Here is a 23,370-nt window from a genome sequence, read left to right as displayed (position 1 = left end):
CGACGCGACTCTTTCGCCTGCTGACCGAAACGAGGAACCATGCCCCGCTCCGGATCCCGACACCGTCGGGCATCCGCCCTGGCTCTCGGCATCGGCCTCCTCGCCCTGGCGGCGTGTGCGGCACCGCAGACAGAGGCGTCTCAGACGTACGACGACTGGGACAGCGTGCTCGCCGACGCCGACGGTCAGACCGTCCAGTTGTGGATGTACGGCGGAGACGATCAGGGCAACGCCTACGTCGACGACGTGCTGTCGCCCGCTGCCGCCGAATACGGCGTCACGGTCGAGCGGGTGCCCGTGACCGATACCCGCGATGCCCTGAACCGCGTGTTCACCGAGATCCAGGCGGGCCGCTCCGACGGCACCGTGGACCTCATCTGGGTCAACGGAGACAACTTCCGCACGGGCAAGGCGGCCGACGCGTGGCTGTGCGACTGGACCGGCCTCCTGCCCTCGATGGCAGGCACCGACCCAGATGACCCGCTCCTACAATCGGACTTCGGCACGCCGGTCGACGGCTGCGAGGCCCCCTGGCACAAGGCGCAGTTCACCCTCGCCTACAACGCCGAGGCCATCCCCGACCCGCCCACGACGCTGGCGGGGGTGCTGGACTGGGCGGAGGCGCACCCCGGCCGTTTCACCTACCCCGCTCCCCCGGACTTCACCGGCTCCGTGTTCGTGCGCGAGGTCCTGGCCAGCGTCTCCGGCGGCTCGGACAAGGTGCCTGCGACATTCTCGGAGGATGCCTACGACGAGCTCTCACCCGCACTGTACGAGCGCCTCAGCGCGCTGGCGCCGAGCCTGTGGCGCGGTGGCGACACCTACCCCGCGAACGAGGCGGAGCTCGGCCAGCTCTTCGCCGACCGCCAGATCGACATCACGATGACGTACGGGCCCGCGACCCTCACGGACCTCGTCGCCGACGGCACGTACCCGCCGGAGACCAAGGTCCTCACTCTCGAAGAGGGGACGGTGGGCAACGCCAGCTTCCTCGGACTGCCCGCCAATTCCGACTCGATCGCCGGCGCGATGGTCGTCGCGAACGTGGCGCTGTCGGTCGAGCAGCAGGTGGCGAAAGCGCAGCCGGACGTGTGGGGGCAGTTCACCGTGCTGGACATCGACGGACTGGGCGACGCGGACCGAGCCCTGTTCGACGCCCTTCCGACATCGCCGGTGGTGCCGGGCTACGACGTCCTCTCGCGCAACGCGCACGGCGAGCTCGCGGCGGAGTGGGTGCCGGCGCTCGACGACGGCTGGCGATCCGGCGTCCTGCAGGAATGAGCTTCGCGCCTGTCGCGCGACGCCGCGGGACGACCGCCCAGCGCGTGCAGGGTGCGCTCCTCGTGCTCCCGGCCGTGCTGCCGGCCGCGCTGGTCGTCGGCGGCGGCATCGGAGCGACGCTGCTGCAGGCGTTCGGTCTCATGCCGGTCGCCGGCCCCGCGGTGGCGCGGGCGGACGCGTTCCTCGCCCACCCGCGCGAGCTCGGGGCGGCCGTGATCGTCTCCCTGGCCGTGGCGACGGTGGCGACGCTGGTCGCCGTCGTCGTCGGGACGGTCGCTGCCGTGGTCATCGTGTCGGGACGGATCGGCAGCCGGCTGATCGCGGCGCTCGGCGCCACCACCGTCACCGTGCCCCACCTCATCGGCGCGGCCGCCATCGGGCTGCTGCTGTCCGACGCAGGTGTCCTGCCGCGGCTGCTCGGAATCCCGCCCGAGGCGTGGCCGGCATGGGTGGGCGGGCCGCTGTGGGGAGCCGTCATCGCCGAGTTCGCGTGGAAGGAGTCGGCGTTCGTCGCCCTGGTCGTGACAGGAACGCTCGCCACACGGATCGCCACGTACGACGAGACCGCCGCTCTGCTCGGCGCCGGGCGGTGGCGTCGCTTCCGCCACGTGCTGCTGCCCCTGACGATGCCGTCCATCGTGATCTGCGCCGCGATCAGCTTCGTGTACGCACTGGGCTCGTACGAGGTGTCGTGGCTGCTGGGACGCACCTATCCCGAGCCGCTGCCCGTGCTCGCGGTGCGCCTCTTCCAAGGGGTGTCGCTCGACTCCCGCCCGGAGGCGGCCGCGGTGGCCCTCATCACGTGCGCCATCGCCCTCGCCTTCGTCGGGGGCACGTTCGCGGCCCTGCGACGCACTGCGGTATGGCGGTGACCGCATGACCTCGAGCGCCCTGACCGCCCCGCGAGGGGCCGGACGCCTGATCCGTCTCGCCGCCACGATCGCCCTCGTCGTGTGGTTCGCGGTGCCGTTCCTGCCGCTGGCCCTCTGGTCGTTCGCCGACGCGTGGTCGTTCCCGTCTCCGCTGCCGACGTCCTGGGGACTGCGCGGCGTCGAGGACGCCGTCGGCTTCGGAGCCCTCCCCTCCTTCGCGCGCTCCGTTCTGCTGGGACTGATCGTCGCCGCCGTCGCGACTCCCCTCGGCGCGCTGGCCGCACGGGCTCTGACGTTCGGCGCGGTCCCGTTCCCGCGGACCGTCTCCGCGATGCTGCTCGCGCCGATCGCCCTGCCCCCCTTCGCCGCCGTCCTCGGGGTCAACGTGCTCCTCCTCCGGGTTCACGTGCCTTCCGCGGCCGGGGTGGTCATCGTGCTGGTCGTCCTCGCGCTGCCCTACACCGCGTTCGTCATGCGCGCCGCCTACGGGGCCTACGACCTCTCTTACGAGGAGGAGGCGCGGCTGCTCGGCGCCGGGAGGCTCCAGGTCCTGCGCCGCATCCAGCTCCCGATGATCGCCCCCGCGCTCGCGCGTGCGGCCTTCTTCGCGTTCCTCATCGCATGGAGTGACTACATCGTGACCCTCATCGTCGGCGGTGGTGAGATCGTGACACTCCCCCTCGTGGTCGCGAGCGCGGCCGCCGGTCTCGGCAACGACGCGGCCGTCGCGGTCATGTCGTTGACCGCCGTCCTCCCGCCGATCGCGCTCCTGCTCGCCGTCCTCCGACTGCGTGGCCCGCGGCGCGGGGCCGTCCGCCCGGCGCCGACCCGCGGCATCCCGGATCCTGTGGCCTCCCTTGGCGCGGGAGCAGCTCGTGAGCGCTGAACTCGCTCTCCGCGGCGTCGGGAAGCGGTTCACCGACGCCGGCCTCCCCGCCCTGCACGACGTCTCGCTCACGGTCGAGGCCGGGAGCTGCACCGCCGTGCTCGGACCGAGCGGATCGGGCAAGAGCACCCTCCTGCGGGTCATCGCCGGACTCGAGACGGCGGATGCCGGTTCGGTGCTGATCGGGGGGAGAGACGTCGCCGGCGTCGCCGCCGAGCGCCGCGGCGTGGGCATGGTCTTCCAGCGGTCGCTGCTCTTCCCTCATCTGTCCGTCGTGGACAACGTCGCCTTCGCAGGACGGGTGGCGGGGGCGTCTCGGGCGTCGGCCCGGGAACGGGCGGATGCCTACCTGGACATGGTCCAGCTGTCCGGCTTCGGCGACCGCCGGGTGGACGAGCTGTCGGGCGGTCAGGAGCAGCGCGTGGCGATCGCCCGCGCTCTCGCGGCGGCTCCCGCCGTGCTGCTGCTGGACGAGCCCTTCAGCGCGCTGGACCCCGCACTTCGCGCGGATATGCACGACCTGCTCGAATCGGTCCGGGCTGCCGCGTCTCCCACCATCGTCCTGGTCACCCATGACCGGGACGAGGCGTCGCGGGTGTCGGATCGCATCGCCCTCATCGAGCACGGCCGGCTCCTCGGTGAGGGCACGGTGGCCGAGGCCTACCGTCGACCGCGCACGATGCGGGCCGCGCAGCTGATGGGTGGACGCAACGAGGTGCCCGGCACCGTGGACGGCGGGTGGCACCACAGCGCGCTGGGCATGGTCCGCGTCTCAAGCGGGGTCGCCCACGGCCCCGGCACCCTCGTCATCCGCCAGGAGGACGTGGTGCTCCAGCCCGCCTCGGAGCGGCATCCGGGGGTCGAGGGCGTCGCCGGCGTCGTCGAGACGCTGCGGGGGACCGGAGCCCGCCTCGAGGTCGCCGTCCGGTGTCGGGGCATTCTGCTGCACGCGGAGGTCTCGCCGATGCAGTCGTGCGTCGTGGGTCAGCCGGTCGTGCTGACCCTGCCCGAAGCGGCGGTGCACGTCGTGACCGCCTGACTCGGGCAGGAACAGCGTGGTGGCGCCGACCAGGCCGCGCCGGTGCCGATCAGATCGAGCCGACGCGCGCCGGTCCGGTCTCGCGGACGGCGCTCAGCCCGGACGGCCGTGCGACGATCTGCGGCTCGGCGCCGTCGCGGAGGCCGGGAAGGGGAAGCAGTCGCCGCAGCTCCACGTTCTCGATCGGATCCAGGACGGAATGCTGCACGCACGCGGGGACCAGACGTCCGGACTCGGGGTGCGACATCGCGTACATGCACGACCCCAGCCGCTCCTGCGTCTCCTTGAGGAGAGGGTCGTCCGCCACGAGGCCCTGCTCCATGAGCTTCCAGGCCGGATCGACCTGCGCGGCGTCCATGAAGTTGTGGACGACGAACGTCTTGAACGAGACCTTCCCGCGCCGTGCCTCACGAAGCACGCGGGCCAGGCCGCCGGCGCGCCGCAGCACGCGTCGAGCGAGCCCGATCAGCGGAGCGATATCGCCCGGGTGGGCTGCGAGAGCGCGCACCACCTTGACCGTCAGGATCGGCTTCGGCACGTCGCCGAAGATCATCCCCCCGAAGTGATCCAGGAAGCGATCGCGTGCCGCGATGTCCTTGGGCTCCTCGGGGTCGAGCAGCGCGGCGAACCCCGCGCCGACGCGGACGCCCACCGTGGATCGGTTGCACCGGGGATCACCGAACTGGGTGGCCTGCCACGGCAGCTTGTGGCCGGCGCCTCGCTCGATGCGCTCCCAGACGGCGTCGATCGTGACCTCGCCGAAGTCCTCGCGCCAGCGGCGATCGTCTCCGATGAACGCCGCCGGTTGGAACGACATCATGTCGTAGGGCATTTCCAGGACGTCCCTGGTGACCTGCTCGACCTCATCGACGTTCGACGGTGTGACCGTCATGTTGTGGGCCAGATACCGGTTGACGCCGTGGTCGCGCTTGAGATCGACGAACATCTGGGCGAACTTCTCGCGGAACGGATTCAGCTCCGCCTCGCTGTGCGGACGGACGGCGCCGCGCCGCCCGCGCATGAGGGAATCGAAGTGCGCCGCGAAGGAGACCTTGTCGAAGCGCGGCACGCCGTCCGCGTCGAGCACGAGATCCCGCAGGTACTCGTCGTCGAAGTCGCCGTGCGTCATGGACATCGGCTCTCGACCGGCCGCGCGCATCGCGAGCAGAGCCTGTGCGTGGTCTTCGGCCGACAGCAGGCTGACCTCGCCGCCGATCAGCTGCGCATGAGCGCGGGGCCCTCTGATCTTGCGCAGGTAGGCCATCTGACGCGCGACGTTGTCCACGGTGTGGTCGCCGTCGATGCGCACCTTGTTCGCATCCGCCGAGTGGTAGCAGGGCGAACACGTCAGATTGCATTTCGGAAAGACCCCGTGCGTGCCCTCGCAGCCCACGGCGCAGCGCCCGAGAAGCTGATTGGGCGTCTTCACGTGCTCGGGCAGCTGGGCCCACCGGAGATCGAGCGCCGCCCGCGTATCGGGGTGGATGGGGCGCGTCTCGAGTTCGAACCGCCGGAGCGTCGTCGCCAGTCGCATGGGTTCCTTCCGTGCCCGCAGGGCCACGTCCTACGTCGTTGTCGGATGATTCGTCACCGGCGGGGTCGCGGATGGGTCGATCCCGGCTCTGCCTGCATTCTGCCTCACGGGTGCTCGTTCGGATCCGTCGCGACCGATGTCGTGCCCGACTCGTCGCCGTGACGGCGGTCGCCGGCGCGCGAGCGCTTCTCCACCACGGCCATCGCCGCGATCGCCACGAGCGCCACCACGGCCAGGGCCATCGTCAACAGCGCCAGTCCGTCGAACAGCAGCCACTCCGCGAACACACCGCCGAGGACGTTGCCGAGGAGGTACCCGGCCCCCACGACCACCGAGTAGGCACCCATGATGAGACCCCGGTTCTCGCGATACTCCCGTGAGATGTCGCTGAGGTGGGTGAGCGCGGCGGGCGTGAAGCCGGCCTCGAGGAAGACCCCGAGCAGCACCAGCGGAAGGGCGACGGCGAGCGGCAGTCCGTGATTGGCCAGCATCAGGCCCAGGGAGGCGACGATCGCTCCCGCGACCGTGATGAAGAGGACGGGCACGGTCGGAAGCCGTCCGATGAAGAACGCCCACGCGAGGATGCAGAGGCTGAAGACGAGCACATACACCCCGAGGACGGCCGACAGCCCCGCCTCGTTCCCGGCGAACGCACCCGGGAAACTCTGGCCCTCGGCGCGACGATCGCCGGCGAGGACGAAGGTGATCTGCGACGTGACCCAGATGCCGAGGATCGCGTTCACGGCGATCCAGGCCGGCAGGAAGGCGAGGAGCCGGGGTTGGAGGAGTACCCGGATCCGGTCGGTGGCGCGGGTTCGGGTGGGCGTCGACACGCCGACCGGGGAGGGCGGGACGAAGATCAGGACGATGACGGATGCCACGACATAGACGCCGCAGAGGACCGCGAAGCTCCACAGCCCCAGGGCGCCGAACAGCAGCGGCCCCGCGACGGCGCCCAGGGCGATGCCGCCGGACGAGGACAGCTCGTACAGGCTCGTCACGCGGCCCCTGCGTGCCCGGTCCCCGTCACTCGCATCGGCCAGCAGGCCCAGCGTCGCCGGCGCGGAGATCGCGGCGCCGGCACCGTCGAGGAGCCGCGACGTGCCCACCACGACGACCACCAGCGCGACGGAGGGCGCCGCGGCGATGAGCGACGCACCGGGGGTGAGCAGGATGCCCGCCGCCGCCAGGAGGGGGGCGACGATGAGGAAGACGCGCCGTCCGCGCCGGTCGCTGGCGGACCCGGCAGCGGGAGCGAGCACCAGCTCGGCCAGGAAGCTGAGACCCGACAGCACGCCGAGGAGCACCGCACCCACGGGCGCGCCGTCGCGCGACAGGTCGACGAAGTACGAGCCGAGCGCGAGCGCTCCCGCGGCCGACGCCGTCCGCAGCAGCAGCTGAGCGACGATGACGGCACCCGTCCCGTGGACGCGCCCCGGCGCAGCATCCTCCCCCGACGGGCCGTTCACGCGCACGACCGAGCGCGCGCGGGACCGCGACAGGCGGTCACACCGGCCGCCACGATGGCTCCTCGATGGTCATGACCCCATACTGCGCCGTTCGACGAGGACGTCGTCGCGCCACTGCCGGGACTAGGGACCGCATGTCATCAGTCCGATCCGCTCCCGGATGCCGAGTTCGCGGAAGCCGTGTCGGGCGTGGAGGGCTCGGGATGCGGCGTTCTCGGGGAAGATGCCGGACGGGATGGTCGAGATCTCATCCGCGCATGACGGCCGCGAGAGGTCGCCTGATAGCGTCAGCGTCATTCAGGGAGAGGTGGACATCGCAATGAGTTCCGAAGAGATCATCCTCGGCGATCTTCCCGCGGGAATCGTGCGGGCGGACGAGGCCTACGCCGGTCGGGTGTGGAACGTCCTCGGGCACACGTACACCACCAAGATCGAGAGCGCGTCGACCTATTCGTGGCTGTCGCTCGATCCGGCCGGCACCGGAGTCCCTCCGCACGTGCACCCCACGCAGGACGAGTTCATCTACGTCTTCGAGGGCGTCTACACGCTCTACCTCGATGGACAGTGGACGACCGCAGGCCCCGGCGATCTCGTCCAGATGCCCCGCAACCTGCCGCACGCCTATTACAACAAGCAGGACTCGGTGGCGAAGTCGCTCTTCTGGGTCAGTCCCGGCGGGAAGCTGGCGAACCTGTTCAGCCTGCTCCACAACGTCACCGACCCCGCCGAGGTCGTCCGCCTGTCGGCTGCGAACGGCGTCGACTTCCTGCCCGAGGGCGCGGTCGACGGGGCGTGACGGCCTCCCCGGTCGGGGGCTCGTCAGAGGGCATCCTCCGCTACGGCGATCATCCCGATCAGCGGATCGAGCTGTCGCATCCGCGTGAGCGACGCCGCGGCGTCGCTGCGCTCATCCATGGCGGCTACTGGCGAGCGCCCTTCACCGCCGGCCTGATGCGGCCGCTGGCGCCGGCTCTGCTCGAAGCCGGGTGGCTGGTCGCGAACATCGAATACCGACGGGCCGGGGACGGCTGGGCCGCCACGCGGGACGACGTCGCTGCCGCGCTGACGTCGGTGCGGGCGTGGGACCCGACATCGGAACTGCTCATCATCGGGCACTCGGTCGGAGGACAGCTGGCTCTGCTCAACGGTCGCGCCGGGGATGCGATCGTCGCGCTCGCCCCGGTCACGGATCTCGTCGCCGCATATCGCGAGGGCAGCGGGGACGGTGCGGTCGAGGAGTTCCTCCAGGCGTCGCCCGAGAGTCGGCCGGACCTCTTCGCCGAGGCATCACCCATCGCTCACATCCCTCCGCCCGGCGACGTGCTCGTCGTCCATGGATGCGACGATGCCCGCGTCCCCGTCACGCAGTCGCGCGCCTATGTCGCCGCCTCTCGGGCGGCGGGACGCGACATCGCGTTCCTGGAGCTGCCGAGCCTCCCCCATCTCGACGCCATCGATCCTTCGGCACCGCACTGGCGCGACGTCTTCGCCTGGCTCGAACGGGGTCGCGCGGCCAGTGTCTGAGGCGAAGGGCGACGCCGCCGCGCAGTTCAGGCCCGAGCATCAGGTATCAGGACACCCCCGGCCTCCCTCCTCATCGTCGTGTCGGCACTCGCCGGCGACGATGCGCTGCGGCGCGGCAGGAGGGACGTTCGATGTCACAGGTGTTCTACGGGGCGTGGCTGGCTCGCCGGGGCGACCTCGGATGGGCGACGCATGAGGCGCACTTCCCCACGCGACAGATCCTCGCCCACATCCAGCTGAGTGCGCTCTCCCTGGCGGACGGCGAGCGCTTCCAGAGCTTCCGGCGGCGCTACGCCCTCGCCTACATCGAGACGGAGCTCACTCCACCGGGACCGTTCGGCATCCCGATGCCGAACAAGGAGACCGACAACCACGTGTGGCTCGAGACCGACCAGGTCACCTTCCAGCTCCAAGCCGACGGGGTCGAGACGGCGTCGGCGCTCGGGCTGATCCACGACCTGACCCCGCAGGCCGATTCCCCCGCGAAGGTCGTCGAGACCCGCGACTTCGTCGTGCACGACGACCAGGGCTCGGTGCTCGGATCGCATCGGGTCGTCCGCCTGGACGGCGCCCGCGAACTGGATCTCGACGGCATCCGGCAGCGCGTGCTCGACAGGGCGGCGGGCCTCGTGACACGTCCTGTCGACATCGTGTCGGTGGACCTCACCGGCATCCCGCCCCGTCTCGCGTTCCGTGTCGACCCCCGCACCCATCGGCCCGTCCCACTGCCGGACTGATCCGGCGTCGAAGCCCGCACCGTGGGCCGGAACCGCATGGGTACTTCTCTCCATCGCCTCTCCGGGTCGTGGCGCCTATCGTTCTGAGCATCGGGACGCGTCGGCGTCTCGCGAAGTCGGGAGGGGCTCAGATGTCGATCAAACCGGTCATGCGGGAGCTCCGTCAGGCGGTGCTGGACGGCATGCGTCACACCGACCTCAAGCTGTCCCAGCTGACGACGAACCTCGACAACCATCTCGACAGCATCGTGCGCGCGGTGCGGGACGTGGACACCTTCGATGCGGACAGCGTCAGCGACGCCACCGCCCGCGGGTGGTTGGGGGACATCATCGCCCGCCGGGGGCGCAGGACCGACGCCGGGTGGCACTTCCTCCCGAAGAGGGATCGTGACGCGGCGGCGCACGTGCCGGAATATCCGGGCGAGTACGTCCTGGACCTGCACGGGTCTCCCCAGCAGGTCCAGGGCGGCGACGGCACGATGATGGACGCCTCGACCTTCGCCGATGTCGTCCGCAGGCGCACCGACTGGGACGGGCAGACCCCGATACGGTTGTTCTCGTGCGACACCGGCGCAGACCCGAACGGGTTCGCGCAGCAGCTGTCGAACGATCTCGGCGTCGATGTGACGGCGCCCACGACGCCGGTGTGGTCGCAGCCGAACGGAGCTCCGTTCGTCACAGACCTCGATCCCGTCACGGGCGCCCCGGTGTGGCCGCCGAGCGGCACGTGGGTGCACTTCAGCCCGCAGAACGGAGGACGTCCATGATGAAGCAGGTTTCCGTGTTCCAGCCGGGCTGGGTGCCCACCGCCGCGGGACAGCGGCCCCCGCTGAACGAGGAGCGGCTGCCGGAGGACGAGGTCGCGCGGATCGGCGCGTACCTCGAGGCGGGTGCCGTGGTCATGCGCACGACGGCTCTGGGCGTCGACATCCTGAAGGACGACGAGAAGGTCGTGCCGATGACGATCCGCACCGACGGCGAGTTCGTGTGGACCGGGCCCGTCACCTACTACGTGCAGACCTACGGGGTGTCGCCCGATGCCGACTTCCTCGCCCACGTCAGGGCGCGCGACTACGAGGTGCGGGTGCCCACGGACGAGGAGATCCAGGCTGCGGCTGCGGTCTTCATGCCGCCGCGCTGACGTCAGCGCTCCTCCGCCGCGCCCAGCGCAGCGTCAGGTCAGGGCAGCGCAGCGTCCGTGCCGCGCAGCCCGGCGTCAGTGCCGTGCTGCGAGCGCGGCTTCGCCGTTCGGCAGATAGGCCCGGCGGGCCGTCCCCTCGGCGACGTCGTCCCACCCCGAAGCGGGGACGAGGGCGCGCACGCGCTCCACCCATTCGCTTACCGCGCCTCCGGCACCGAACGTCGTGCTGACGGGCCAGTCACTGGCGATCATCGCCCGCCCCGGGCCGAAGACGTCGAGGGCGTGAGCGAGGTACCCGTTCGCATGACGGTCGACCGCGTCCGCGTCGGGAGCCTCCGCCGTCAGCCCGGACAGCTTCACGAAGGTGCGCGGCCGTTCGGCCAGCTCCGCCAGCGACCGCGCCCAGGCGGCACCGGCGTCGCTGTCGATGCCCTCATCCATCGGCGGCTTGCCCACGTGGTCGAGCACCACGACGAGCTCCGGCGCCGAGCGCAGCAGCGCGATGAGGGCGGGCAGCTGGTGGTGCCGGATGCAGGCGTCGAAGGTTCCGCCGCGCGCGCCGAGCTCCTGCAGCCCGGGCGCGAGGGCGCCGAAGTCCGCAGCATCCGTCGCCTGCAGGAGGTGGCGCACGCCGCTCACACGAGGCACGGCCGCGAGGGCGTCGAGCTGCGCGCCCACCGCGTCGGCACCCGCCGCGAGATCCGCACCGGCCACGATCGCGAGCAGCTCAGGCCAGTCGAGCGAGGCGACCCATCGCGCCTCGTCGACCGGATCGGTGGCATCGTCGGCAGCCTGCACGAAGACGGCGCCGCGCGCCCCGAGGCCCTCACCGGCGTAGTCCGACGGCAGCATGGGCCGATCGATCGGCGTTCCCTCGAGCCAGTCGTACGACAGCACCCGCGGGTCCCACAGGTGCACATGCGCGTCGATCATCCCCGTATCCTCTCGCTCGTCGCGGTCACGGTCACGGTCGCGGTCACGGCATGGGTCGCACGCGCAGCCGCGTGACGCCGCCGTCGACGTCCAGCACCGTGCCGGTCGTGGACGACGCGGCCGGGTCGGCCAGATAGGCGATCGCGCGTGCCACCTCGTCGGGCTGCACCAGACGCCGGGTGGCCTGCCGCGCCTCGAGAGCCCGGCGCTCGGCGACCGGATCGGGGAACCCCGCCAGCATCCGGGTCACGAACGGCGTCTCGACCGTGCCGGGGCTCACGGCGTTCACGCGGATGCCCTCCCCCACGTGATCGGTGGCCATCGCCAGCGTCAGCGCGTAGACGGCGCCCTTCGACGCGGAGTACAGGGCGCGCTCGGGCAGCCCGTTGAGCGCCGCGATCGAGCAGACGTTGACGATGACCGGGGTCGTGGATCGCCGCAGCGCCGGCAGCGCCGCGGCGCTCACACGTGCCATGCCGACGACGTTCACCCCGAGGACCCGCGCCCACTCCGTCTCGTCGAAGGCTTCGACCGTGCCGACGGCGCTGATGCCGGCGTTGTTGACGAGCACGTCGATGCGCCCCTCGGCCGCGGTCACCGCGTCGATGGCCGCTGAGACGGATGCCCCGTCCCGCACGTCGCAGGCGAGGCGCCGCGTGCCCGGGCTCGCGTCGCCGTCCGCGGCGTCGAGGCACCAGACGGACGCGCCGAGGTCGCGCAGCAGCTCCGCGGTGGCCAGGCCGATGCCCGACCCGCCACCGGTGACGACGGCGACCAGGCCGGTCAGCCCCGTGGTGGGCGCGCTCACGCCTGCACCATCCGCTGGCGTGCGATGCCGAGGCCCTCGACGCCGAGCTCGACGACGTCGCCCGCCCGCAGGTAGGCGGGCTGCGGCATCCCGAGTCCGACTCCTGCCGGGGTCCCGGTGTTGATGAGGTCACCGGGGCGCAGCACCATGAACTGGGAGAGATAGTGCACGATCTCGAGCACCGAGAAGACCATGTCGGCGGTCGTGCCGTCCTGCCGGGACTCACCGTTCACGGTGGCCCACAGGCGAAGGGCCTGGGGATCGGCGACCTCGGCGGCCGGCACGAACCACGGCCCGCAGGGGTTGAAGGTCTCGCAGCTCTTGCCCTTGTCCCACTGGCCTCCGCGCTCGAGCTGGAACTCGCGCTCACTGACGTCGTGCGATGTGACGTAGCCCGCGATGCAGTCGGCGGCGCTCTCGACCGAGTCGAGATAGCGCGCCGTCCGGCCGATGACGACGCCGAGCTCGACCTCCCAGTCGGTCTTCACCGAGCCCCGCGGGATGAGCACGTCATCGAACGGGCCGACGACCGTGGACGGGTCCTTCATGAACACCACGGGCTCCGCGGGGATGGCAGCGCCCGTCTCCGCCGCGTGGTCGCGGTAGTTGAGACCGATGCAGACGACCTTCCCCGGAGTCGCGATGGGCGCCGCCCAGCGCTCGTCGGACTCGAGATCGTCGACCGGCAGGCTCGACAGATCCAGAGCTGACAGACGCTCGAGCGCACCGTTCTCGAGGAAGGCGCCGTTCAGGTCGCCGAACTCGGGCGGCAGGACGCGGCCCGTTCCCGACACCTCGGCGATCACGCGTTCCGAACCCGGGGCTCCCCGTCTGGCTAGTCTCATCCGATCTCCTCTCCTCGCCGGCCGAGCGGACTGCGCCGCCGACCGTGTCACGGGCGGCACGCGCCGCCCGACCGTGTCATGCCGCGACGAGACCCGCCGCGGAGAGCTCCGCCCACACCGACGCGGGGATGCGGGTGCGATACCGCTCCCGCGTCGACTCCACCTGCTCGCGGGTGCGCAGCCCCACCACCACCGAGACGACCTCGGGCCGGCGCAGAGGATGCGCGATGGCCGCGGAGGGCAGGTCGACACCGTGCCGCTCGCAGATGTCGGCGATCGCGTTCGCGCGCTCCCGCAGCTCTGCGGGAGCGGTGGAGTAGTCGTAGGTGGCGTCCGCCGGCGGGCGGGGTGCACTCAGCAGGCCCGAGTTGTAGACGGCGGCGGCGACCACGCCGACACCGCGCTCCGCCGCCAGGGGCAGCAGCCGCTCGGCGGCCGCGTCGTCCAGCAGCGTGTACCGGCCGGCGACCATCACCACGTCCACGTCGCAGCGCTCGACGAAGTCGGCGAGCATGCCGGCCTGGTTCATGCCGGCGCCGACCGCCGACACGACGCCCTGGTCGCGCAGCTCGATGAGCGCGCCGACACCCGACGTCGACGCCGCCTCCCAGTGCTCGTCGGGATCGTGGAGGTAGGCGATGTCGATGCGGTCGAGGCCCAGGCGGGTCAGACTCTCCTCGACGGAGCGGAGGATGCCGTCGCGCGAGAAGTCCCACCGGCGGCGCACCGCGGCCGGCACGGCGAACCCGTCGTCGTCCTGCAGGTGGGCGGTGTCGGGCGAATCGACCAGCAGCCGCCCGACCTTCGTCGACAGGACGTAGTCCGCGCGGGGGCGACCGCGCAGCGCGGCTCCGAGGCGGCGCTCCGACAGACCGAGTCCGTAGTGCGGAGCAGTGTCGAAGTACCGGATGCCCGCATCCCAGGCGGCGTCGACGGCTCCGCGCGCGACGTCCTCGTGGACGGCTCGCGAGAGGTTGCCGATCTGGGCGCCGCCGAAGCCGATCTCGGTCAGCGCGGGCGTCCTCGTCGTCGAGCGCGTGCGCATCGCTTCCTCCGTCGTCGCGAGTCGGTGCCGGCGCCGAGCGACGCGCGTCTGTGCCGACGATAACATATGATGTATGTTGTTTGTGTGCTCGATCCGAGCGCCGGCCAGCAGGAAGTCAAGGGCGATATGAAGGTCACCGGTTACCGCGTTCTGCACACGTTCCGCGAGTGGGGTCGTCCCATCGGAGATGTCAACGGACACATCGCCTCGGGCATCACCGAGGAGGCCATCGTCCTGGTCGACACCGACGCCGGCATCACCGGCGTCGGCACCGGTCACGTCGGCGACCTGGCACGCCTGTTCCCTGCCATCGACGGCGAGGATCCGCGCGCCGTGACCGCCCTGTACGACAGGATGCTGGCGCGCGTCTTCAAGGCGGGTCACGCGGGGGCCACCTTCGGCAGCATCGGCGCGTTCGACATGGCTCTGTGGGACATCAAGGCGAAGGCCGCGGGTGAACCCCTCTGGCGCCTGCTCGGCGGGCGGGATCGATTCGTGACCGGCTACGCCTCTGGGCTGGACATCGCGCTCAGCGATGACGAGCTGGCGGTGTTCTACGCGCAGATGGCCGATCTCGGCTTCAGCAGCGGCAAGCTCAAGGGCGGACGCGACCTCGACGTGGACCGCCGCCGGCTCCACATCCTGCGCGACGCGATGGGGCGGAACTCCCGGCGACCCGGCGTCATGTTCGACGCGAACGAATCCTGGAGCGTCAAGCAGGCCGTGCGCTACGTGAGCGAGCTGGAACGCGACCTCGACCTGACCTGGGTCGAGGAGCCGTTGCGTCGATGGGACGCGGAGGGCCACGCGCGCCTGACCCGCAGCATCCGCGCCGCCGTCGCCACCGGCGAGAACCTGACCGGCCTCGAGCAGTTCCGTCCGCTCCTGGATGCGGGCGGCGTCGACGTCGTCCAGGTCGGGTGCACCTGGGGCGTGACCCATTTCCTGCGCGTGGCGATGCTGGCCCACGGCCGCGACCTGCCGATCAGCCCGGTGGGCGTCACCGCCAACCAGGCCGTCGCGCACGCCGCCGCGTCCGTGCCGAATCATCTGACCGCCGAGGTGCAGGACCTGGGCTCGCCGTTCGGGGTCAGCATCGATCAGGAGTTCGCCGACGGGGGAATCATCCTCGGTGACACCCCCGGTCACGGTGTCAGCGTCGACGAGGCTCTCATCGCGGGGAGCGACCACCGCGGAGCGAGCTGGCTCGTGGGTGCGGGACCGCACGTGCGCCCCTCGCGCGCCGGACTGCGGCTGGTGCCCGAGGGCGATCGGCACGACCGTCCCGAGGGCACGCAGAGCCGCGACTAGGCTGACCGCATGAGCGAGCAGACCCCGCCCTCGGGCACCGCGTCGGCACTGCGCAGCTCGGCCCCGCGGATGCCCGCCGCGCGCCTGGGCGTGGCCGTGGTGCACGATCTCGTCGAAGCCATCGTCAAGGGCGACGTCTCCCCCGGCGACGCGCTGCCGCCCGAGGAGAAGCTCGCCCAGCACTTCGCCGTGAGCCGCACCGTCATCCGCGAATCCGTGAAGCGGATCGAGGAGAAGGGCCTCATCAGCGTCGCCCCCGGCCGTGGCACCATCGTCCAGCCGAAGACGATGTGGAACATCCTCGACCCCGTGGTGCTCGCCGTGCTGCTGGAGAACGACTCCTCCCTCGGCGTCCTCGACGACATCGCCGTCATCCGCGCCTCACTCGAGGGCTCGATGTCGTCGGCGACGGCGTCCCGCCGGACGGAGGAGCAGCTGGCGATGGTGACGGAGTCCCTCCTGCGCATGGAGGAGTCGGTCGAAGACCCGGAGGTGTTCCCCGACGCCGACCTGGAGTTCCACTTCCTCGTCATGACACTGTCGGGCAACGAGCTCGCGAGCAGCATCACCAAGATCCTGTTCTCCCGGGCCCGTCAGTCGGCCCGCTTCGTCGGCAACCAGTCCACCGACGCCTTCCACGTCACGCTCGAGGAGCACCGCCGGGTGCACGACGCCATCGCCGCCGGAGACCCCGCCGAGGCGGAGGCCGCCATGCGCGCGCACATCCTGGATGCGTGGCAGCGCCGCCGCTTCCCCACCGCCCGCGAGCGCTGAGGTCGGCACCCCTCAGTCCAGGTGCCAGGCCTCGGCCATGGTCTGCCAGTTCGGCTCCGTGCCGTCCGCGTCGAACGGCAGCTGGCAGGGTCGCGTGCGCTCCCACCACTGCTGCGTGACGGGATCGGCCGCCATCCTGGCGTCGTCGGCGGCGAGGTCATCGCCCACGTACTCGTAGTAGCCGAAGAGAACGTCGCCCCGCACGAAGATGCTGAAGTTGCGGATGTTCCCCTCGCGGAGGGTCTGCTCCACGCCCGGCCAGACCGCCCGATGAAGGGCGAGGTACTCCTCGCGCTTCTCGGGCACCATGCGGCACACCATCGCCACGCGCAGCATCGTCAGCCCTTCGTCCCGCCCGCGGTCATCCCCGTCACGAGGAAGCGCTGCGAGAACAGGAAGATCAGCAGCACCGGTGCGACCGAGACCAGGGTGGCCAGTGCGAGCACGGGCAGCTCGATCGTCACCGACCCGGCGGATGTCGGGTTGAACAGCGGCACGTTCGACAGCAGCTCGGCCAACCCGACCTGGATGGGAGCGCGTCGTCCCGGAACCATCACGAACGGGAGGAAGTAGTTGTTCCAGTTGCCGACGACGTTGAAGAAGCCCACCAGGGCGATCACCGGGGTCGCCAGCGGCATGGCGACGCGCCAGAACACCCGCCATTCCCCCGCGCCGTCGATGCGCGCCGCGTCGAGCAGGTCCTTCGAGATGCTCGTCGAGAAGTAGATGTACGTCAGGTACACCCCGAACGGGAAGAACGAGAAGGGCAGGATCACCGCCAGCGGGTTGCCGATGAGCTTCACGGCGCTGAGCTCGAGGAATGTCGGCAGCACGAGTGCGGTGCTCGGGATGAGCATCACGATGAGCGTCACGGCCAGCAGGGCCCGTCGCAGCTTGAAATCGATCATCGCGAGTGCGTAGCCGGCGGGGATGCTGACCAGCAGCGTCAGCACGAGCGCGGCGCCGGTGTAGAACGCGGCATTGCCGAGCCAGGTCCAGACGATGCCGTTCTGGAACGCCGTCAGTGCGTTCCAGTTCTCGGCCAGCGTCGCGAAGGCCCCGAAGTCGAATGGGCCGTTCAGCAGCAGCTCGCGAGGCGTCTTGGTCGGCGCGAGGATCAGCCACACCAGCGGCAGAGCGAAGAACACCACGAAGAAGAGGGCGATCACGACCGCCAGGGCGCGCCCGAGCCACTCGCCCGGGGCCAGCGAGCGCCGGCGCCGGCGCACCGGTGTCTCGTCGTCGGTGACCCGCACCTGCGGGACGGCCGTGTCAGTCGCGCTCAAAGAGTCCTCCTCGGAAGACGAAGAAGGCGGCCAGAGCGAGCGCGACGACCAGCAGGATCAGGGAGATCGCCGCGGAGCCGTTGAAGTCGTTCTGCCGGAAGGCGTAGAGGTACGCCAGTTGATTGAGGGAGTAGTCGGGCGGAACGACGCCCTTGCTGGCCTGCGAGAGCACCCGGGGCTCGACGAACAGCTGGCTGCCCGCCGCGACCGACATGACGACCATGTACGAGATCCACTTCCGCAGGAGCGGCAGCTGGATGTACCAGGCGGTCTTGACGGGCCCCGCACCATCCATCCTCGAGGCCTCCATGATCTCGGGACTGATGTTGTTCAGCGCGCCGTACATGATCACGATCCACTGCCCCGCCCCGGTCCAGAACGAGATCACGGTGAAGATGACGGGCAGGTTGTCCACCGACACGGTGGCGACGAAGGAGTCGAACCCCATCGCGCGCAGGAGCCCGGACACCGGGCTGACCGACGGGTCCAGCAGGAACAGCCAGAGCAGCACGCTGGATGCCCCGGCCAGCGCCCCCGGGATGTAGTAGATGAAGCGGGCCGACGTCGACACCCATCGCGCGGCGAAGTTGTGCACGATCAGCGCGAGCAGCACCACGAAGGCGATCTGGAACACGAGCCAGATGACGAGGTAGGTGGCGACGTGCTGGACCGCGGGCCAGAACCGGTAGTCGGCGAAGACGCGGACGAAGTTCTCCACCCCGACGAACTGCCCCGCCTGGGTGAAGGCGAGGAAGACGGCGTAGAGGGCCGGCCCGAGCCCGAACACCAGGAGCAGGATGCCGTACCCGGAGGAGAAGGCATAGGCCATCGCCGACTGGGAGCGGTTCGGATTGCGACGCCGTGCATCGCCTTTCCGCCGGCGCGTCTCCGCGCCGGCGGAAAGGGGCGTCATCGTTGAGGTGACGATGTGCGGGCCTTTCTCGGAGTGGGCATGATCAGCGGGCGACGGTGTAGCCCTGCACCTGCGCCTCGTTGAGGATCTCCTGCTGCCAGTCCGACGCGACATCGCCGATCGTCGAACCCGCGGCGAGCGCCGGCAGGACCACCTTGGAGTACGCCGTCTCGGCGCTGAAGCTCGGGAAGCCCCATCCGCCCCAGACCTGACCGGCGGCGTCGATGACGTTCTTCTCGAAGTCGCCGACGAAGTATCCGCCGGAGGCCTGCTGCGCGATCCACTTCTCGCCCGCCGAAGCGTAGGCGGGATACCCGGGGGCGAGGTCGACCTGGTACTCGTCGGAGCTCGTGGCGAACTCCATGAAGGTCTTCACCGCGTCGAGGTTCTTGGAGTGGCTGGAGGCGAGCCAGGTGCCGCCGCCGACGTTGCCTGTGCCGATGTCCTCGCCCTCCCAGTGCAGCGGGGTGGACGCGCCGAGCTGTCCGGCCGGCACGTTGAGGCTGTCGGGGTTCTGGAAGATGGCTCCGGTGAACCACACCGGTCCGGGCATCCCGAGGACCTTGCCCTGGGCCTCCTGGATGAAGTCCGAGCCGAACACCGAGTTGGTCGACATTGTGCCGTTCTCGACCATGTGGTCGAGGAGATCGGTCATCTTCTGCGAGTTCTCCGCCTCGAAGTCGGAGGAGAACTCGTTGCCGTCGAGCTGGAAGATCGGCGCCTGCGCGCCCCAGTAATAGACGTACGAGCCGAGGAAGCCGTCGCCGACGGAGCCGAGGATGTAGCCGGGGTTCTCCGCCGCGACCTTGTCGCTGAGCGCCTCGTACTCCTCCCACGTCGTGGGGACCGTGTAGCCGAGCTGATCGAAGAGCGTCTGGTCGTACCAGAACACGACCTGCGCGAGGTCGTTGCGCAGTCCGTAGACCGTGCCGTCGATGGTCAGCGGGTCGAGCGAGCCCGGTGTGAAGCCGTCGAGGAACTCCTGGTCGAACCACCCCTTGTTGACGGGCGCGGCGAACGCCTGCACGCCGTTGGTCTCCTTCGACGCCCACGAGGCGTCGTTGTTCTGGGTGGAGAAGACGACATCGGGCCAGCCCTCGCCTGCCTGATCGAACAGGGCGATGCGCGTCTGCAGGCTCGCCGAGCCGCTGGCGTTGCCGTCGTAGGTCTCGACATTCAGCTGCACGTCGGGATGAGCGGCCTCGAACGCGTCGATGATCGGCTCGCGGGTGGCATCCACCCACACGGTGATGGGGCTGTCGGCCTCCTGCTCGGCCTGGGTGAACCCGAACGAGGAGTCCCCTCCTCCGGTGGCGTCTGCCCCGCAGCCGCTCAGGGCGACGGCGGCGAGCCCGGCGATGGCGAGGGCCCCGAATCGGGTGGCGCGGGAGAAGCGGCGATGCTGTGTGGCCATTTCAAGTCCTTCAAGAGGTCGACGTCGTTGACGACTCGCCGCTGCTGCGGCTCGCGAATTCATTAGATCATACATGTGACCTATGAAGAAAGACCCGTACAGTGGAGGAGCGGATGGCGACCTCATCCGCACTCATCGGAGAGGAGCAGTCGTGCGCGCACTTCACTACGTCTCGGCTCGAAACGTCAACCCCGTGGATCTCGAGCCGCAGGCTCCCCCGCCCGGACAGGTGCAGGTGCGCGTCGCGTACGCCGGCCTCTGCGGCACGGACCTCCACATCTTCCACGGCGACATGGACGCCCGCGTCCAGCATCCCCTTGTCTTCGGACACGAGATGAGCGGCGTCGTCACGGCGCTCGGCACCGGCGTCGAGGGCTGGGCCGAAGGCGACCGCGTGACGGTCATGCCGCTCGCGTGGGACGGCACCTGCCCCGCGTGCCTCGCCGGCAACGAGCACATCTGCCAGAACCTCGACTTCATCGGGATCGACTCCCCCGGCGCGCTCCAGGAGCTCTGGAACGTGCCCGCCGGCACGCTGGTGCGGCTGCCGCAGGACCTCCCGCTGCGCGAGGGAGCCCTCGTCGAGCCCGTCGCCGTCGCCGTGCACGACGTGCGGCGCTCCGAGCTCGCTGCCGGCGACAAGGCCGTGGTGATCGGCGGAGGTCCGATCGGCGTCCTCATCGCCAGCGTGGCCCGCCACGTCGGCGCGGAGGTCGTCGTGATCGAGCCGGATGCCGGGCGTCGGGCCTCCATCGACGAGCTCGGCTTCCGCACGCTCGACCCGACCGCCGTCGATCAGACGGCGGCCGTCGAGGAGTGGACGCAGGGGGCAGGCGCCGACGTCGTCTTCGAGGTCTCGGGAGCCGCGGCCGCGGTGCGCGGGATGACCGCGCTCGCCAAGGTCCGCGGCACGATCGTCGTGGTGGCCATCCACTCGCAGCCGCGGGAGATCGACCTCCAGCGGGTCTTCTGGCGCGAGCTGCGCCTCCTGGGTGCGCGGGTCTACCAGCGGCAGGACTTCGAGACCGCCGTCGACCTCCTCGCCGGCGGCCGGGCCATCCCGACCGATGCGCTGATCACCGACGTCGTCCCGCTGGAGCGGACGGGTGACGCGTTCGCGACGCTCGAAGCCGGACAGGCGCTGAAGCTCCTCGTCGCGGTCGGCGGCGACCGATGACCGCCTCGCTGTTCGACCTCGCCGGGCGCACCGCGCTCGTCACGGGCGCTAGCCGCGGCATCGGGCTGGCGATGGCGGACGCCCTCGCCGGCGCCGGGGCCGACATCATCGCCGTCAGCACCCGCGAGGCCGATGCCGACAGCGCGGTCGCCCTCGCCGTCGCCGCGCACGGCCGGACGTTCTCGTCCTTCGCGTGCGACTTCTCGCATCGCGCCGCGGTCCTCGCGCTCGCCGACGAGCTGCGCGGCCGAAGGGTCGACATCCTGGTCAACAACGCCGGCACGATCGAGCGGGCCCCTGCCGCCGAGCATCCCGCCGACCTCTGGGACCGCGTGGTCGAGGTCGACCTCAGCAGCCCGTTCCTCCTCACCCAGGCCGTCGCGCAGGGCATGCTCGAGCGCGGTTCGGGCAAGGTGATCTTCACCGCCTCGCTGCTGAGCTTCCAGGGCGGGATCAACGTGCCCGGGTATGCCGCGGCGAAGTCGGGGATCGCAGGGTTGACGAAGGCCCTGGCGAACGAGTGGGCGCCCCGGGGCGTGAATGTGAACGCCATCGCGCCGGGCTACATCGCCACCGACAACACCGCTCCCCTGCGCGCGGACGCCGACCGCTCGCGCAGCATCCTCGAGCGGATCCCCGCCGGTCGCTGGGGCGAGGCCTCCGACATCGGGGGCGCCACCGTCTTCCTGGCCTCCCGCGCCTCGGACTACGTCGACGGCGTCATCCTCCCCGTCGACGGCGGGTGGCTCGGGCGATGACGGACTGGCTGCGCCCGCATCCGATCATCCCCGTGGTGGTGGCCGATCGCTCCGACATCGGCGCCGACCTCGCGCAGGCGCTGGATGCCGGCGGCATCGCCTGCGCGGAGATCACGCTGCGCACGCCGCACGCGCTGGAGCTGCTCGCGGCGATGAGCGCGGGCGCGCCACGCGGGTTCGTCGTCGGCGCCGGCACGGTGCTGGACGAGGAGCAGGTGAATCGCGCCGCCGACGCGGGGGCGACGTTCATCGTCAGCCCCGGGTACGACCCGGCCGTCGTCGACCGCGCACGCGCGCTCGGTCTGGCGGTGCTGCCCGGTGTGGCCACCGCGAGCGAGGTGCAGCGCGCGCGCCGCGACGGTCTCGACGCGGTGAAGCTCTTCCCCGCGGATCGACTCGGCGGCCTCGCGATGATCGAGGCGTTGGCGGCGGTCTTCCCGGATATGGGCTTCGTGCCGAGCGGCGGGGTCGGCCCGGACAACGCCGCCGCCTACCTCGCGCACTCCGCCGTGCCCGCCGTCAGCGGCAGCTGGCTGGCACCACGGCGTCAGCTGGACGCGGGCGACCTGTCCGGGGTGACCGAGCGCGGCCGTGCGGCCCTGCAGGCGCGAGCGGCCGCGTGACCGGCGGGCTCGTCACCCTCGGCGAGACGATGGCGCTGTTCCGGCCCGTCGAATCGGGCGAGGGCGACGCCTACCGGCTGTCGTTCGGCGGTGCGGAGAGCAATGTCGCGATCGGCGTCGCCCGACTCGGCGGCGCCGCCACCTGGGTCGGGCGCGTGGGCGACGACGTCGCCGGTCGGCGGATCGCCCGCGAACTGCGCGCCGAGGGCGTTCACGCCGTGGTGCGGATCGATGACGCGGCAGGCACCGGGGCGATGATGAAGGCCGAGTCCGCACCCGGTCGCATCTCGGTCCAGTACTGGCGGGCGGGCAGTGCGGGCAGTCGGCTCGCACCCGACGACATCGACCCCGCGCTGCTGCGCAGCTCGTCGGTGCTGCACGTGACCGGCATCACCCCTGCGCTCTCCGAGAGCGCCGCCGCCGCCGTGGACGAAGCTGTCGAGGTCGCCCGCGCGGCCGGCATCGCGGTCTCCTTCGACGTCAACCACCGTCCGTCGCTGTGGCGCGGACGTGACCCGCGTGCGCTCTACCGGAGGCTCGCGGCATCCGCGGATCTCGTCTTCGCCGGAGCGGACGAGGCCGAACTCCTCGTCGGCGCGGGCGACGAGGAGGAGCTGGTGACCCGGATCGCCGCTCTCGGCCCCTCCGTCGTCGCCCTGAAGCTGGGCGAGCGCGGTGCGCTGGTGCTCGACGGCGGTCGGATGCTGCGACGAAGCGCGCTGCCGATCGTGCCGGTCGACACGGTCGGAGCCGGTGACGCCTTCGTCGCGGGGTACCTGGCCGAGCTGCTCGCAGGTTCCCCCGCCGAGCAGCGCCTCGACACGGCGGTGGCTGCGGGCGCGTTCGCCTGTCTGGGCCGCGGCGACTGGGAGAGCCTCCCCCACCGTCGTCAGCTGGACCTGCTCGCCGCCTCCGCGTCGGACCCCGTCCAGCGCTGACGGTCCAGGGCTGACCTGCCCGGTTCGTCCACGCACGACGATGCCCCCTCGTTCACCGAACG

25 protein-coding genes are annotated in these 23,370 nt (G+C 70.9%); 15 read left to right on the top strand and 10 right to left on the bottom strand.

Translation table 11 applies throughout. From position 1 onward, the window contains the following. Positions 1-39 precede the first annotated feature (39 nt). Genes CVS47_RS02965 through CVS47_RS02950 form a run of 4 tightly spaced genes read left to right on the top strand, consistent with a single transcriptional unit; the run spans position 40 to position 4,078 of the window. Positions 40-1,281 carry an ABC transporter substrate-binding protein gene (locus CVS47_RS02965; protein ID WP_127094750.1) on the top strand — a complete coding sequence of 414 codons (1,242 nt, stop codon included), beginning with the start codon at positions 40-42 and terminating at the stop codon, positions 1,279-1,281. Continuing rightward, the gene (locus CVS47_RS02960) at positions 1,278-2,153 is read left to right on the top strand and encodes an ABC transporter permease (RefSeq protein WP_127094749.1); all 876 of its coding nucleotides are present in this window, start codon (positions 1,278-1,280) and stop codon (positions 2,151-2,153) included. Before CVS47_RS02965 ends, CVS47_RS02960 begins: the two co-directional genes overlap by 4 nt. Positions 2,154-2,157: 4 nt before the next feature. After that, positions 2,158-3,039: an ABC transporter permease gene (locus tag CVS47_RS02955; RefSeq protein WP_127094748.1), complete on the top strand. Its 882-nt coding sequence runs from the start codon at positions 2,158-2,160 to the stop codon at positions 3,037-3,039. Then, complete coding sequence (locus CVS47_RS02950) at positions 3,029-4,078, top strand: ABC transporter ATP-binding protein (protein WP_164734591.1); 1,050 nt, start codon at positions 3,029-3,031, stop codon at positions 4,076-4,078. Before CVS47_RS02955 ends, CVS47_RS02950 begins: the two co-directional genes overlap by 11 nt. A 49-nt stretch (positions 4,079-4,127) precedes the next feature. Here the strand turns inward: CVS47_RS02950 and CVS47_RS02945 are convergent, their stop codons facing one another. Both CVS47_RS02945 and CVS47_RS02940 read right to left on the bottom strand, forming a co-directional pair. Next, positions 4,128-5,612 (bottom strand): hypothetical protein, encoded by a 1,485-nt coding sequence (locus tag CVS47_RS02945; RefSeq protein WP_206502733.1) that lies wholly within the window; start codon positions 5,610-5,612, stop codon positions 4,128-4,130. A gap of 104 nt (positions 5,613-5,716) precedes the next feature. Further along, positions 5,717-7,081 carry an MFS transporter gene (locus CVS47_RS02940; RefSeq protein ID WP_127094746.1) on the bottom strand — a complete coding sequence of 455 codons (1,365 nt, stop codon included), beginning with the start codon at positions 7,079-7,081 and terminating at the stop codon, positions 5,717-5,719. A gap of 319 nt (positions 7,082-7,400) precedes the next feature. On the opposite strand from CVS47_RS02940, the gene CVS47_RS02930 reads away from it, so the two are divergent. From CVS47_RS02930 to CVS47_RS02910, 5 genes are all read left to right on the top strand, one after another. Beyond that, entirely contained in the window at positions 7,401-7,877 is a 477-nt protein-coding gene (locus CVS47_RS02930; protein WP_127094745.1) for a cupin domain-containing protein, read from the top strand. Then, positions 7,874-8,605, top strand: coding sequence for an alpha/beta hydrolase family protein (locus CVS47_RS02925; protein ID WP_127094744.1), 732 nt, complete (start codon positions 7,874-7,876; stop codon positions 8,603-8,605). Before CVS47_RS02930 ends, CVS47_RS02925 begins: the two co-directional genes overlap by 4 nt. Positions 8,606-8,736: 131 nt before the next feature. Then, entirely contained in the window at positions 8,737-9,342 is a 606-nt protein-coding gene (locus CVS47_RS02920; RefSeq protein WP_127094743.1) for a hypothetical protein, read from the top strand. Positions 9,343-9,473: 131 nt separating this feature from the next. Beyond that, positions 9,474-10,109, top strand: coding sequence for a hypothetical protein (locus tag CVS47_RS02915; protein ID WP_127094742.1), 636 nt, complete (start codon positions 9,474-9,476; stop codon positions 10,107-10,109). Beyond that, entirely contained in the window at positions 10,106-10,483 is a 378-nt protein-coding gene (locus CVS47_RS02910; protein ID WP_127094741.1) for a hypothetical protein, read from the top strand. The genes CVS47_RS02915 and CVS47_RS02910 overlap by 4 nt, the downstream gene beginning before the upstream one ends. Before the next feature lie 75 nt (positions 10,484-10,558). Here the strand turns inward: CVS47_RS02910 and CVS47_RS02905 are convergent, their stop codons facing one another. The 4 genes from CVS47_RS02905 to CVS47_RS02890 form a co-directional block, all read right to left on the bottom strand. Further along, complete coding sequence (locus tag CVS47_RS02905; RefSeq protein ID WP_127094740.1) at positions 10,559-11,416, bottom strand: amidohydrolase family protein; 858 nt, start codon at positions 11,414-11,416, stop codon at positions 10,559-10,561. A gap of 43 nt (positions 11,417-11,459) precedes the next feature. Continuing rightward, positions 11,460-12,224, bottom strand: coding sequence for an SDR family NAD(P)-dependent oxidoreductase (locus tag CVS47_RS02900; protein WP_241240254.1), 765 nt, complete (start codon positions 12,222-12,224; stop codon positions 11,460-11,462). Beyond that, a complete protein-coding gene (locus CVS47_RS02895) occupies positions 12,221-13,069 on the bottom strand; it encodes a fumarylacetoacetate hydrolase family protein (RefSeq protein ID WP_127094739.1) in 849 nt (282 codons plus the stop codon). Before CVS47_RS02895 ends, CVS47_RS02900 begins: the two co-directional genes overlap by 4 nt. A gap of 76 nt (positions 13,070-13,145) precedes the next feature. Continuing rightward, positions 13,146-14,114, bottom strand: coding sequence for an aldo/keto reductase (locus CVS47_RS02890; RefSeq protein ID WP_127094738.1), 969 nt, complete (start codon positions 14,112-14,114; stop codon positions 13,146-13,148). Positions 14,115-14,198: 84 nt separating this feature from the next. On the opposite strand from CVS47_RS02890, the gene CVS47_RS02885 reads away from it, so the two are divergent. Continuing rightward, positions 14,199-15,425, top strand: a complete 1,227-nt coding sequence (locus CVS47_RS02885; RefSeq protein WP_241240253.1) for a mandelate racemase/muconate lactonizing enzyme family protein — start codon at positions 14,199-14,201, stop codon at positions 15,423-15,425. A gap of 9 nt (positions 15,426-15,434) precedes the next feature. Further along, positions 15,435-16,199, top strand: a complete 765-nt coding sequence (locus tag CVS47_RS02880; RefSeq protein ID WP_127094737.1) for a FadR/GntR family transcriptional regulator — start codon at positions 15,435-15,437, stop codon at positions 16,197-16,199. A gap of 12 nt (positions 16,200-16,211) precedes the next feature. Here CVS47_RS02880 and CVS47_RS02875 read toward each other — a convergent pair whose 3' ends face one another. From CVS47_RS02875 to CVS47_RS02860, 4 genes are all read right to left on the bottom strand, one after another. Beyond that, positions 16,212-16,535 (bottom strand): L-rhamnose mutarotase, encoded by a 324-nt coding sequence (locus CVS47_RS02875; RefSeq protein ID WP_127094736.1) that lies wholly within the window; start codon positions 16,533-16,535, stop codon positions 16,212-16,214. Between the two features lie 2 nt (positions 16,536-16,537). Continuing rightward, on the bottom strand, positions 16,538-17,485 hold the full coding sequence (locus CVS47_RS02870) for a carbohydrate ABC transporter permease (protein WP_241240252.1): 948 nt from the start codon (positions 17,483-17,485) through the stop codon (positions 16,538-16,540). Next, positions 17,472-18,314, bottom strand: a complete 843-nt coding sequence (locus CVS47_RS02865) for a carbohydrate ABC transporter permease (protein ID WP_206502732.1) — start codon at positions 18,312-18,314, stop codon at positions 17,472-17,474. The genes CVS47_RS02870 and CVS47_RS02865 overlap by 14 nt, the downstream gene beginning before the upstream one ends. A gap of 127 nt (positions 18,315-18,441) precedes the next feature. Next, positions 18,442-19,812: an ABC transporter substrate-binding protein gene (locus CVS47_RS02860; protein ID WP_127094734.1), complete on the bottom strand. Its 1,371-nt coding sequence runs from the start codon at positions 19,810-19,812 to the stop codon at positions 18,442-18,444. 151 nt (positions 19,813-19,963) lie between these two features. Here CVS47_RS02860 and CVS47_RS02855 point away from each other — a divergent pair, with 151 nt between their 5' ends. The 4 genes from CVS47_RS02855 to CVS47_RS02840 are packed head-to-tail and all read left to right on the top strand — an operon-like array spanning position 19,964 to position 23,308. Further along, positions 19,964-20,989: a zinc-dependent alcohol dehydrogenase gene (locus CVS47_RS02855; RefSeq protein WP_127094733.1), complete on the top strand. Its 1,026-nt coding sequence runs from the start codon at positions 19,964-19,966 to the stop codon at positions 20,987-20,989. Then, complete coding sequence (locus CVS47_RS02850) at positions 20,986-21,747, top strand: SDR family oxidoreductase (RefSeq protein ID WP_127094732.1); 762 nt, start codon at positions 20,986-20,988, stop codon at positions 21,745-21,747. The genes CVS47_RS02855 and CVS47_RS02850 overlap by 4 nt, the downstream gene beginning before the upstream one ends. Next, a complete protein-coding gene (locus CVS47_RS02845) occupies positions 21,744-22,370 on the top strand; it encodes a bifunctional 4-hydroxy-2-oxoglutarate aldolase/2-dehydro-3-deoxy-phosphogluconate aldolase (protein ID WP_127094731.1) in 627 nt (208 codons plus the stop codon). Before CVS47_RS02850 ends, CVS47_RS02845 begins: the two co-directional genes overlap by 4 nt. Beyond that, entirely contained in the window at positions 22,367-23,308 is a 942-nt protein-coding gene (locus tag CVS47_RS02840; RefSeq protein ID WP_206502728.1) for a sugar kinase, read from the top strand. The genes CVS47_RS02845 and CVS47_RS02840 overlap by 4 nt, the downstream gene beginning before the upstream one ends. Positions 23,309-23,370 lie beyond the last annotated feature (62 nt).

Origin of the sequence: Microbacterium lemovicicum (genome assembly GCF_003991875.1) — a bacterium.
GTDB lineage: Bacteria > Actinomycetota > Actinomycetes > Actinomycetales > Microbacteriaceae > Microbacterium > Microbacterium lemovicicum.
This window is presented reverse-complemented; position numbering and strand designations above follow the sequence as displayed.